Source organism: Sulfuriferula sp. GW1, assembly GCF_047300855.1.
Classification (GTDB): Bacteria; Pseudomonadota; Gammaproteobacteria; order Burkholderiales; family Sulfuriferulaceae; genus Sulfuriferula.
In genome coordinates, this window is record NZ_CP170197.1 from 1,390,803 (window position 1) to 1,402,067 (window position 11,265).

The window sequence follows — 11,265 nt, forward strand, 5'->3', positions numbered from 1 at the left end:
AGGATTCAGTAAAAGATCAGATAGCAAAAATCATCGCAGCAAGCCAGCGATGCTGCCGCGTTGCCAGAATTTCAGCAGCATGCCCCGCGTTACACGCCATTCCAGATTTTCTTCTGTTGTCGGCGCAATGATTCGCAACTCGTCTACTTTGCCGGATTTCAGCAGTGCCAGCAGCGGCGCAAACCAGTCCGCTTCCAGCTGCTGCATGCCCTCGCGCCAGCCGATGATGTCGCCGTATTGTGCCGCGCCACGCAAGTGCTCGGCTAATACCAGCGTGTCGTCAGTAGTGTCGGCCAATGCGGCGGCATTGACTGGCATTGCATCGTTGGGACAGGCTGCGGCGAGTGCGATGGCACGCGCGGTGGGGTCATTCGCCAGTACTTTGGAGTTAGCCGGTGCGATTCGAGGCGGTGTGCCGCCACCCCACAGCCAGATGCTGTTCACCGTCAGTTCGCCGCGTGCTTCACGGGCGTCGTTCAGTGGCAGACTGAAAAACAGCATCTGGATTTCATTGTACAGGCGGTGCCACTTGAGCCCGTCCGCGCCTTGCGGCAGATAGGGGTCGAGATGCTTGCCGGTCACTGCAGTGACCGGATGGGTATTGATGGCGGGATGCTGATCGAGCTTGAGATACCAGCGATCCGGACGCAGCGTATAAAGCGTGAAACCGTCCGCGCTGAAATGCGCATTGAACGCCTGGGCGTAGGTTTCCGCTTCGATCTGGGTGAGCTGGAACGCGCCGCTGTCCACCAGCATGAGTTTGTCGCGGGTGGCGCGCAGGTGCACCGGGTCGGCACGCAGCCAGTAAGCATTGCCGGGTTCGCCGCCGTCTGCCAGCAGAGTGATGGGTGCAATCGGCCAATCCTGTTGCTTATCCACGCCGAAAGCGCGGCACAGCCAGCCATCCAGGCCGCCTTCCGCCGGGGTAGCCGTCTTGTCCGCACGTGCCAACAGGGTTTGCAGGGCGGGCAGGGCAAGCCCACCCAGCGCAGCATCGCGCATTTCAGGCGCGGGAATCAAATCGGGGATTAGGAGAGTGATGATCATCGTCGCAGTTTATCATTCCAACCCGGCGGCAATTTGGATGATGCGCGATTTTCTGGCGGCAGACGTGCGCCTGTGGCACACTGCTGGCAGCAAATTCAACTCAAATTTCCCGTGCGCCCATACGAACTTTACATTGGCTTGCGCTATACCCGCGCCAAGCGTCGCAATCATTTCATTTCCTTCATTTCGCTGATTTCCATGCTCGGCATTGCGCTGGGCGTGGCAGCACTGATTGTCGTGCTGTCGGTGATGAACGGTTTTCAGGATGAACTGCGCAGCCGCATTCTGGGGGTGGCGGCGCATATCGAGATCACCGGTTTCGACAATACGCTCGGCGATTGGCAAAAAGTCGCGGCAGAAAGCCGCAAGGAGCCGGAGGTGCAAGCCACTGCGCCCTATGTGATGGGGCAGGGCTTGCTGGCCTACGATCAGGCGGTGCAGGGCGCGGTGGTGCGCGGCATCCTGCCGGATCAGGAAGACAGTGTGACCGACATTGGCCACAAGATGCGCGTGGGCAGCCTCGCGGCGCTGCGTCCCGGCGAGTGGGGGATCGTGCTGGGTGCCGACCTGGCGCGCATACTGGGGGCGCAGCTGGGCGATAAAGTGACAGTGATTACGCCGCAGGGACAGATCACTCCGGCGGGCATGATACCGCGGCTGAAGCAATTCAAGGTGGTGGGCATATTCCAGATCGGCATGTACGAGTACGACTCCGGCCTGGCGCTGATCAATCTGCAGGATGCTCAGAAGCTGTTTCGCACCGGTGACCATGTCTCCGGCCTGCGCCTGAAACTTGACAACCTGGACCGGGCACCGGAAGTCGCCAGAAAACTCACCACCATGTTGAATGGCGATTATTCCATCCGCGACTGGACGCAATCGCACACCAGTTTCTTCAGCGCGGTACAGATGGAAAAACGCGTGATGTTCATCATCCTGCTGCTGATCGTGGCGGTTGCCGCGTTCAATATCGTTTCCACGCTGGTGATGGTGGTTACCGACAAGCAGCCGGACATCGCCATCCTGCGCACGCTGGGCGCATCGCCGGGCAGCATCATGAAAATTTTCATGGTGCAGGGCGCGATCATCGGTTTGATCGGCACCGCCATGGGATTGCTGTCGGGCGTATTGCTGGCACTCAATATCGGCACCGTGGTACCGTTCATCGAACGCACCTTTGGCGTCCATTTTCTGTCGTCCGACGTGTATCAGATCAGCGAGCTGCCCTCCAAACTGGAGTGGCACGACGTATGGGTAATTGGCATCGTGGCGCTGGTGTTGTCCTGGCTGGCGACCATCTACCCGAGCTGGCGCGCATCGCGCACCAATCCTGCGGAGGCTTTGCGCTATGAATAAGCAAGTGATTGCTTGCCGCGACCTGAAAAAAACCTATCGCCAGGGCAGGCTGGATGTGCAGGTGCTGACCGGCGTCAATCTGGTGGTGGAAGCGGGCGAGCGCATCGCCATCATGGGCGCCTCGGGCTCCGGCAAATCCACCTTGTTGCATCTGTTGGGCGGGCTGGACGATGCCAGCAGCGGCAGCGTGGAAATCATGGGGCGCGATATTCAGCATCTGGGCGAAACCGAGCGCGGCAAGCTGCGCAACGAATCGCTCGGCTTCGTCTACCAGTTTCACCACCTGCTGCCCGAATTCACTGCGCTGGACAACGTCGCCATGCCGCTGCTGATCCGGCGCATGCCCACCGCAGAAGCGCGCGAACGGGCCGCCAAGGTACTCAAGGAAGTCGGCCTCGCGCATCGCCTTGACCACTCCCCCGGCGAACTTTCCGGCGGCGAGCGTCAGCGTGCCGCGATTGCCCGCGCGCTGGTTACGCAACCGGCCTGCGTGCTGGCGGATGAGCCGACCGGCAACCTGGATCGCCATACCGCCGAGGGCATTCAGGAACTGATGCTGGCGCTGAATCAACAGCACGGCACCAGCTTTCTGGTGGTTACCCACGACCCCGATCTGGCCAGGCGCATGCAGCGCGTGTTGCAACTGGCGGATGGGGTGCTGGTGCAGGGTTGAGCTGACTACCGTTGCAAATTCCGGAACGCCATGCGGCCAAGCGGGATTTCGGAAATAGACTGAAAAATGGGATGCAGTACAGTGCCAAGGAGGATGAATTTATCCTTGCCAGCATGGTTCAAATAAAGCTGCGAACCAACGCCGCCAGTTTTCCCAGCCCCAGATCTGCATGCGCCTCGCTGGCATGGCTGAAATTGAGACGCAACTGACCGCAACTGTCCACATCCACAGGCAGGAATGGTTCGCCAGGCATAAAGGCGACCCCCTCTGCAATAGCCCCGGCCAAAAGTTGGCGCGTATCGATGCGGCGATTAAGGGTGAGCCAGAAGAACAGCCCGCCCGGCGGCGTCTTCCAGCTGGCGAGATCGCCGAAATGACGCCGCAATGCCGCCTCGAAGTTATCCCGGCGCTGGCGATAACGTTGCGCCAGTTCGTCCAGATGTCGGCTGCGCGCCGGATCATTCAACTGCTGCAGCACCAGCCACTGGCTCACCCGATTGCTGTGCAAATCGGCTGCCTGCTTGAGACTCGTGAGATATGGCAGCAGATCGGGCGAAGCGGCGAGGTAGCCAAGACGCAATCCCGGCGCCAGACTCTTCGAGAATGATCCCTGATAAATCCAGGGTGCTCGCTGCAAACGGCCGCATACCGGGCTGCGCTCACAGGAGTCATACACCAGGTCACGATAGGGGTCGTCCTCAAACAGGGGAATCCGGGTGGAATCGCAGGCGGCGGCCAGCGCGTCGCGCTGGGTGGCGCCGAGGCAGCGGCCGCTCGGGTTCTGAAAAGTGGGAATGGCATAGGCAAAAGCCGGCCTTTCACGTTGCATCGCTTGCTCATCCAGTTTTTCCGCGTCGTAGGCAACAAAGCGCGCTCCGAAAAAACGGAATACCTGCAAAGCCGCCAGATAGGTGGGCGACTCCACCGCCACCGCGGTACCAGGGTCGATGAACAGTTTGGCGACAAGATCGATACCTTGTTGCGAACCGGAAAGAATCAGCACTTGTTCGGCCGTGCACTGCAAACCTCGCTCATGCAGCTCTTCGGCAATTCTCTGACGCAATGCCCTCTCGCCTTCGCTGGGGCCGTATTGCAGGATTTCCTGCGGCATGCTGTCCAGATTGAATCTGGGAAAGCTGTCTGGCGCCGGTAGCCCACCCGCAAAGGAGATCATGCCCGGCCGATTGACGACAGACAGAATTTCGCGGATCGGGGACGGATGCAAATCGCGGGTGCGGGAAGAAAAGTGAGCAGGATGAGAGGGTGGCGGGGGGGTCATGGCAGTCGATCCATAATGTCAATAAAGTTGACCTATATACATCCTAATGAATGCACGCTTATCATGTCAATATGGTTGACCCAATAGCCACTGCCGATATGCAGTCCAATGACAACGCCAAGGCTACCGACACGCACTCGTCCGAGTCGCCCGAAACCGCATTGCACCTGGCCATAGAGCAGTTTTACTTCGGCTACCGCGCCTTTACTGCGCCCCCAGACCGCATTCTCGATCAGCGTGGTTTGGGTAGAGTCCATCACCGCATACTCTATTTCGTTGGCCGCAACCCGCAGATTTCGGTTAATGCCTTGCTGAGCATACTCAATGTCAGCAAACAAGCCTTGAACGCACCCCTGCGGCAGTTGATCGCAATGCGTCTGGTGGTGATCAATACCGCGGAGCACGATCGTCGTGTTCGTCAGCTGTCATTGACCCCCATGGGGCAGAAACTCGAAGCACAACTCACCGGCACCCAGATGAAACTGTTACAAGCAGTTTTTGATGAGGTTGGGGAAAGTGCCGCGGCGGGGTGGCATCAGGTGATGCACAGCTTGAGCAAAAAGTGCTGAAAGCAGCCTCGATTTCAAGTCGCCAAACTTACGGGGAATTGATCGTCAGCAGGCCAGGAGCTTGGTCATTCCGGTAAAGGCGTTACCAATTCCGGCACACTGGACAAGATGGCGGAATGGGTCACTACGCGATTGCGGCCTTCCTGTTTGGCGTGGTAGAGCGCCTTGTCTGCGGCAGAAACGAGTTCATTGAATTCCAGACCGACACGTTTCGAATCGGCTACACCGATGCTGATGGTGCTGTGCAAAACCGCGCCGCCAAACTCCATGGTCAAGGAGGCATAAGCCTGCCGCAGGCGGTCGGCCAGTACCCTGGCCTTTTCTTCAGTGGTGGATGGCAGCAGAATGCAGAATTCTTCCCCGCCATAACGGGCAAAGTAATCGTCGCGACGGATGGAATTCTGGGCAACTTCGGCCAAACGTCGCAGGACTTGGTCTCCCACCTGATGGCCGCTCTGGTCGTTGATCGCCTTGAAGTGGTCGACGTCTATCATCATGATCGCCAGCGTATCGCCATAACGCTGACAGCGTGCCTGCAGGCGGATAGCCTCCTGTTCCAGGCTGCGCCGGTTGAGTGCGCCGGTCAAACCGTCGCGCAAGGCAATTTTTTGCATTTGCAGAATGAGGCGATAGTTCAGCATGAGTACGAAACCGAAGGGCACGCACATCAGCAGCAGGCTGCCGAACAGAAAGCGCAGGGGAACAAAGGGTATCTGCGGGTAAAGGCCGACAAAGGCATCGGGTGGCGCATGAAATAATGTGGCCAGTCGGATCAGCGATGCCGCGCCTAGCAAGGCAAACGATGCGCCCGTAAACCAGTATGCGGTGCGCAACGGGGGTTCGATATTGATGAGCAGGGCACGGGCACAGATTAGATTGATCAATGCGAACACCAGCGTATTGGCGATGGCTCGCGCAGCGGCATCATGCTGCAGGAATGTGAACCAGACGCTCAGTGCAAATGCCAAGCCCGCCACTGACAGGGGAATGCGCCAGTCAATGCGCTCTTCCTTGAATGCCCGTATTCCTGCAAATTGCAGGCCGCTACCTGTCATCACCAACACGGCTGCCCACACCATGATCCAGCCATTGGTCAAGGCAGGCAACTGTGCAAATATAATGTAGCTTGCGAGGCTGTGACACATGCTCGCCATTGCCCACAGGCGCACACCACGAATATTCCCGGCATGAAAACTAGCCATTCCCAGCAATCCGGAAAGCAGCAGCGTCAGCACGGATATCATCAACATCATGGTGCGAAGATCAAGATTCATTTCTTAATAGCTCTTGTTTCCGGGTTGTGTCTGCGCGACATTATGCGGCAATTCAGCCCCGGGGCGGCACCGTTTTTTTCTTATTTGTTCATGATGATTTTTGGTAAATTGGGGGCTATTTGGATGAACCAGGGTATGAGGAATTATCCGTAGATGCGCGATGATCTTACGCTTGTTTTCCATATCGCTTAGTTGCTTCAATTTGCGGCACATTGTGGCTGCGCCACCCGCCAGTTTTTCTCGAATTGCATGGTGCTGACGTAACCCAGGGTCGAGTGCAGCCGCCGGTGATTATAGAACGCGATCCAGTCGATCACCTCATCCATGGCCTTGCACCGCATCGCGAACTCCCTGCCATGCAGACGTCCCGCTTTTAGTCTGCCTCACAGGTTCCCGGTCGGCGCATTATCCCGGCAATTGCATCGGTGTGCCTTGCACAGGAGCTACTGTGAAGCAGGAATCGTCGAGACGCGACTACGATTGCATGTGCAGTATTCCCGAGAAAATGGCGTCAGCCGGCCTGTCATGTAGTTGAGTTAGCCGGTTTTATCGCTGTCATCTTGCGGATTGCCGTCTTGTGATTTGTGTCCCTGATCCGTTTCCTTGGCGAGTTCCGCCCGGAATTCCTCGAGTTTGGCATGGAAGTCCTCCGCTTCGCCGTAGGCCAAAAAATGCGCGTAGCGTGCATGGGCGCCGAGCATTTTGCGGGCATGCTTGATGGGGCAGAAATATTGCTCGGTGCGTGCCGTGATTTCTTGCGCGTAGCCCAGCAACCCGACCGCGTACGAGCAATACATGCAATCCACTTTCTCGATGATGTTCAGATAGGCCAGATGCTGATGATCCAGCGCGATGTAGTCCGCGCGCCGCACCCTGGCAACCCTGTAAATGGGGAAGCAGGTCAGCTGATAAAAGCTGATGCACAGATCGAACAAGGCTAATGGAACGACCATGCCGTAGATGATGGGGGCGGTGAGATAGTTTAGCGGGCGGACGGTCAGGAACCAGCGAAAAATCCCCATTCTGGCTTTGCGATGCGCTTCGCCAATGGCATGTTCGAAGCTGATGCGCTTGTCCTCGAAGCGGTAGTGCAAGCGCTCCTGCTGCTGTTCGACGGCTGTTTGCAGTTCATCTTCGAGTGCGCTTATCTGGTCGAGAATCTGGCGAATCCGGTTGTTCATGGAAACCTTCACTGGCATGTGCGGACGACATACGCATTCGCGCATACGGGAGCACAGTATAAGCACAATCTGCCGTTTGTTAATGACGCTTTTCGGCCAAGGTGCGCTATGCACCTATCCATCGGCCAACAGGCTCAATCCGCCAGACGATCCAACTCCTGATCTGCCAGGGAAGCGGGATCTTCCTTCGGTTCCAGGTGGGTGGTGATGTGGGCGTGTGGCACGGCCTGTCGGATCTCGGCTTCGATCCGTTCCGACCAGTCATGCCCATGCTGGACCGTCCAGGCGCCAGGCACCAGGACATGCAAGGTGACGAAAGCACGGGTGCCGGCCTGACGCGTGCGCAAGGCGTGGAACTCCAGCCCTTGCTGGCGGTAGCCATCCAGCACACTTTCAATCGCCTTCAGTTCTTCCTCGGGGATGGAAACATCCATCAAGCCCGCGGCGGAGCGCTGCAGCAGTTGCCACCCGGTCCACACAATATTCATGGCCACCAGGATGGCAATCACCGGGTCGAGCCAGATCCAGCCCGTCACCCACACCAGTCCGACCCCTGCGATGACCCCCGCTGACGTCCAGACATCGGTGAGCAGGTGGCGCGCGTCGGCTTCCAGGGTGATGGATTTGTATTTTTTACCCACCCCCATGAGGATGCGCGAAGTGGCCAGATTTATCACCGAAGCGGCCACCGACACCGCCAGCCCGATACCCACCGCTTCGATCGGTTGCGGATTGAGCAGGCGCTCGAGGGCTGCATAGGCGATGCTGGCAGCGGCGACAAGGATGAGAAAGCCTTCGAATGCGCTGGAAAAGTACTCCGCCTTTCCGTGCCCGTGCGCATGGTTGTCGTCTGCCGGCAAGGCCGCCAATGTCAGCATGGCCAGCGCCATCATCGCCCCCGCCAGATTGACAAAGGACTCGAGTGCATCGGATAGCAATCCCACTGAGCCGGTGAGCCACCAAGCCCAGCCCTTGAGCAGGATGGTGACCAGGGCCGCAGCGATGGAGAGCCAGGCGTAGCGTTTGAGGGAGGCAGGCAGCATGTCGGTTCTTCTTCGCGGGGGAGATTGAGACTGGGTTTTCAGACTCGAATCCATTAAACCATTTTTTATTCTATCTTGGGGTGGGTGGTCCCGCATCTGGAAATTGAAAGCCGCTATCATATGCGCATTCGTCTGGAAAAGGAGGCGAAGGATGAAGCGTGATGATGTTTCTGAATGCCTATCCAAAATTCAGCGTTTCACGCATGCTGCCGTGGCGGCGACGCCGATGGCACTTTGCATACCGCCCTTTCTTGCATATCCTGACGGCATCCCGCCCTGCGCCGCACGATGCCATGTCGCCTGCCCCAGACAATATCGAGCCTGTCCTCACCGGCCTCACTCAACGTGAGGCGGCCGAGCGTTTGCGCACGGAGGGCTACAACGAGCTTCCCGGCACGCGGCGGCGCAGCCTCGGGATCATCGCCCTGGAGGTGTTGCGTGAGCCGATGTTCGTCCTGCTGATCGCGGCGGGGGGGATTTATCTGGTATTTGGCGATATCCACGAAGCGCTGATTCTGCTGAGTTTCGTGTTCGTGGTGATGGGTGCCAGCGTGTACCAGCAGCGTAAAACCGAGCATGTGCTGGAAGCCTTGCGCGACCTCACCAGCCCGCGCGCACTGGTGCTGCGCGACGGGATCGAACAGCGTATCGCCGGGCGCGAGGTGGTGCGCGACGATCTCCTGCTGCTGACGGAGGGCGACCGGGTCGCGGCGGATGCGGTGCTGCTGTCGTGCAATGACCTGGCGGCAGACGAATCGGTGCTGACTGGCGAATCCATGTCGGTGAACAAAATCCCGTGGGACGGCGTCATGGCGATGACGCGGCCGGGCGGGGATGGTCTGCCTTTCGTGTATGCCGGTAGCGTACTGGTGCAGGGGCAGGGAATGGCGCGCGTGACGGCTACCGGGGAGCGCAGCGAGATCGGTCGCATTGGTCGCGCGCTTGGACAAGTGACGCCCTCCGCCAGCCCGTTGCAGCGTGAAACCGTCCGCCTGGTGCGGGTGCTGGCGTTAATCGGCGTTGCGCTGGCGCTCATGGTGATTGCACTCTACGGCTTCACCCGCCACGACTGGTTGGGTGCGCTGCTGGCAGGCATCACCCTGGCGATGGCCACCATCCCGGAAGAATTCCCCGTCGTGCTCACGGTATTTCTCGCGCTGGGGGCGTGGCGCATCTCTCAGCGCCGGGTGCTGACCCGGCACGTACCCGCTATCGAAACCCTGGGTGCGGCCACGGTGTTGTGCGTGGATAAAACCGGCACGCTCACCCAGAACCGCATGAGCGTGGCTGCACTGTGCGCCGACGGACAGATGCACAAGGTGGATTACGCGCTGCCCGACAGTCTGCCCGAAGCTTTCCACGCACTGGTTGAGTTCGGTATTCTGGCCTCCGAGGTGGCGCCTTTCGACCCGATGGAGCGCGCGTTCCACCAGCTCGGCGCGAATTTCCTCGCCGATACCGAGCACCTGCATCACGACTGGACACTGGCCCACGAGTATTCGCTGACGCCGCAGTTACGTGCCATGTCCCACGTCTGGCAGGCCGCCGGCCGGGATGAATATGTGGTGGCCGCGAAAGGTGCGCCCGAGGCCATCGCCGACCTGTGCCATTTCGATGCGGCGCAGCTGGACGCGCTGGCGCAGCAAACCGCCAGCCTGGCGCAACAGGGTTTGCGTGTGCTGGCGGTGGCGCGTGCCGATTTTCGCGGCAGCGAATGGCCTGCGTTGCAGCACGATTTTCCATTTCAGTTTGTCGGCCTGATCGGGCTCGCCGACCCGGTACGCGCAGACGTGCCTCAGGCTATCGCAGAATGTCGTGAGGCGGGCATTCGGGTGGTGATGATTACCGGCGATTACCTGGGTACGGCACAGGCGGTGGCGCGGCAGGCGGGGTTCGACAGTGCGGCCGGCGCGATGACTGGCGACGAACTGGCGCTGCTGGATGACGCTGCAATGCAGCGCCGCATCACCACGGTCAACGTGTTCGCGCGCGTCACGCCGGAGCAGAAGTTGCGCCTGGTGCAGGCGTTCAAGGCCTGCGGCGAAGTGGTGGCGATGACCGGCGACGGTGTCAACGATGCGCCCGCGCTGAAGGCCGCCCACATCGGCATCGCCATGGGTGCACGCGGCACCGACGTGGCGCGCGAGGCGGCCGATCTGGTGCTGCTGGATGACGACTTCGACTCCATCGTGCAGGCGATCCGGCTGGGGCGCCGTATTTACGACAACTTGCGCCGCGCGATGGCCTATATCCTGGCGATCCATGTGCCCATTGCCGGCATGTCGCTGATCCCGCTGTTGTTCGGCTGGCCGCTGATGTTTTACCCGGTGCATATTGTTTTTCTGCAGTTCATCATTGATCCCGCCTGCTCCATCGTGTTCGAAGCCGAACGCGAGGAACCGGACCTGATGCGCCGTACCCCACGCGATCCGGCAGTGCCCCTGTTCGGCATGCGCACACTGGTGCTCAGCCTGCTGCAGGGCATCGCTGTACTGCTGATTGTGCTTGCCGTGTATGCCGTGGCGCTGTCACGCGGCCAGGGCGGGGATGAGGCGCGCGCACTGGCTTTCGTCGCGCTGGTGGTCGCCAATCTCGGCCTGATTTTTGCCAACCGCTCCTGGTCGCACACGGCCTTGACCACGCTGCGCAACCCCAACCCGGCGCTATGGTGGGTGGTCGGCGGCGCCATTGCGGCATTGACGCTGGTGCTGGCCGTACCGGGGCTGCGCGCATTGTTCCACTTCGGTGTGCTGCACCCGGAAGATCTGTTGCTGTGCCTGGCGGCGGGGGTGGCGAGCGTCGCCTGGTTCGAGGCTTTCAAGCGTTTCGGGCGGCCGGTCTAG

The 11,265-nt window shown here is 59.6% G+C and carries 9 protein-coding genes and 1 pseudogene; 4 read left to right on the forward strand and 6 right to left on the reverse strand.

Going from position 1 to position 11,265, the window contains the following annotated elements; genetic code table 11:
• Window positions 1-30 precede the first annotated feature (30 nt).
• On the reverse strand, window positions 31-1,047 hold the full coding sequence (locus ACFDAU_RS06930) for a hypothetical protein (protein ID WP_413439253.1): 1,017 nt from the start codon (window positions 1,045-1,047) through the stop codon (window positions 31-33).
• A gap of 111 nt (window positions 1,048-1,158) precedes the next feature.
• Between ACFDAU_RS06930 and ACFDAU_RS06935 the strand changes: the two genes are divergently transcribed.
• Both ACFDAU_RS06935 and lolD read left to right on the forward strand, forming a co-directional pair.
• Window positions 1,159-2,403 carry a lipoprotein-releasing ABC transporter permease subunit gene (locus ACFDAU_RS06935; RefSeq protein WP_124705738.1) on the forward strand — a complete coding sequence of 415 codons (1,245 nt, stop codon included), beginning with the start codon at window positions 1,159-1,161 and terminating at the stop codon, window positions 2,401-2,403.
• Complete coding sequence (lolD, locus tag ACFDAU_RS06940) at window positions 2,396-3,076, forward strand: lipoprotein-releasing ABC transporter ATP-binding protein LolD (RefSeq protein WP_413439254.1); 681 nt, start codon at window positions 2,396-2,398, stop codon at window positions 3,074-3,076. The genes ACFDAU_RS06935 and lolD overlap by 8 nt, the downstream gene beginning before the upstream one ends.
• Window positions 3,077-3,194: 118 nt before the next feature.
• Here lolD and ACFDAU_RS06945 read toward each other — a convergent pair whose 3' ends face one another.
• Complete coding sequence (locus ACFDAU_RS06945) at window positions 3,195-4,355, reverse strand: PLP-dependent aminotransferase family protein (RefSeq protein WP_413439255.1); 1,161 nt, start codon at window positions 4,353-4,355, stop codon at window positions 3,195-3,197.
• A 71-nt stretch (window positions 4,356-4,426) separates the two neighbouring features.
• On the opposite strand from ACFDAU_RS06945, the gene ACFDAU_RS06950 reads away from it, so the two are divergent.
• Entirely contained in the window at window positions 4,427-4,924 is a 498-nt protein-coding gene (locus ACFDAU_RS06950) for a MarR family winged helix-turn-helix transcriptional regulator (protein WP_413439256.1), read from the forward strand.
• A gap of 65 nt (window positions 4,925-4,989) precedes the next feature.
• Here ACFDAU_RS06950 and ACFDAU_RS06955 read toward each other — a convergent pair whose 3' ends face one another.
• The 4 genes and pseudogenes from ACFDAU_RS06955 to ACFDAU_RS06970 all read right to left on the reverse strand — a co-directional run bounded on the left by ACFDAU_RS06955 (window position 4,990) and on the right by ACFDAU_RS06970 (window position 8,422).
• Window positions 4,990-6,198, reverse strand: a complete 1,209-nt coding sequence (locus ACFDAU_RS06955; protein ID WP_413439257.1) for a GGDEF domain-containing protein — start codon at window positions 6,196-6,198, stop codon at window positions 4,990-4,992.
• Between the two features lie 197 nt (window positions 6,199-6,395).
• A pseudogene (locus ACFDAU_RS06960) lies at window positions 6,396-6,629 on the reverse strand (IS3 family transposase); the annotation flags it as partial.
• A 105-nt stretch (window positions 6,630-6,734) separates the two neighbouring features.
• The gene (locus tag ACFDAU_RS06965; protein ID WP_413439258.1) at window positions 6,735-7,379 is read right to left on the reverse strand and encodes a hypothetical protein; all 645 of its coding nucleotides are present in this window, start codon (window positions 7,377-7,379) and stop codon (window positions 6,735-6,737) included.
• Window positions 7,380-7,513: 134 nt separating this feature from the next.
• Window positions 7,514-8,422 carry a cation diffusion facilitator family transporter gene (locus ACFDAU_RS06970; protein ID WP_413439259.1) on the reverse strand — a complete coding sequence of 303 codons (909 nt, stop codon included), beginning with the start codon at window positions 8,420-8,422 and terminating at the stop codon, window positions 7,514-7,516.
• 161 nt (window positions 8,423-8,583) lie between these two features.
• Here ACFDAU_RS06970 and ACFDAU_RS06975 point away from each other — a divergent pair, with 161 nt between their 5' ends.
• Window positions 8,584-11,265 carry a cation-translocating P-type ATPase gene (locus ACFDAU_RS06975; RefSeq protein WP_413439260.1) on the forward strand — a complete coding sequence of 894 codons (2,682 nt, stop codon included), beginning with the start codon at window positions 8,584-8,586 and terminating at the stop codon, window positions 11,263-11,265.

Excerpts from the sequence above, each read along its gene's own strand:
- ACFDAU_RS06930 (WP_413439253.1), bottom strand. The coding sequence starts at position 1,047 with ATGATCATCACTCTCCTAATCCCCGATTTGATTCCCGCGCCTGAAATG.
- lolD (WP_413439254.1), top strand. The coding sequence starts at position 2,396 with ATGAATAAGCAAGTGATTGCTTGCCGCGACCTGAAAAAAACCTATCGC.
- ACFDAU_RS06945 (WP_413439255.1), bottom strand. The coding sequence starts at position 4,355 with ATGACCCCCCCGCCACCCTCTCATCCTGCTCACTTTTCTTCCCGCACC.
- ACFDAU_RS06950 (WP_413439256.1), top strand. The coding sequence starts at position 4,427 with ATGGTTGACCCAATAGCCACTGCCGATATGCAGTCCAATGACAACGCC.
- ACFDAU_RS06955 (WP_413439257.1), bottom strand. The coding sequence starts at position 6,198 with ATGAATCTTGATCTTCGCACCATGATGTTGATGATATCCGTGCTGACG.
- ACFDAU_RS06965 (WP_413439258.1), bottom strand. The coding sequence starts at position 7,379 with ATGAACAACCGGATTCGCCAGATTCTCGACCAGATAAGCGCACTCGAA.
- ACFDAU_RS06970 (WP_413439259.1), bottom strand. The coding sequence starts at position 8,422 with ATGCTGCCTGCCTCCCTCAAACGCTACGCCTGGCTCTCCATCGCTGCG.
- ACFDAU_RS06975 (WP_413439260.1), top strand. The coding sequence starts at position 8,584 with ATGATGTTTCTGAATGCCTATCCAAAATTCAGCGTTTCACGCATGCTG.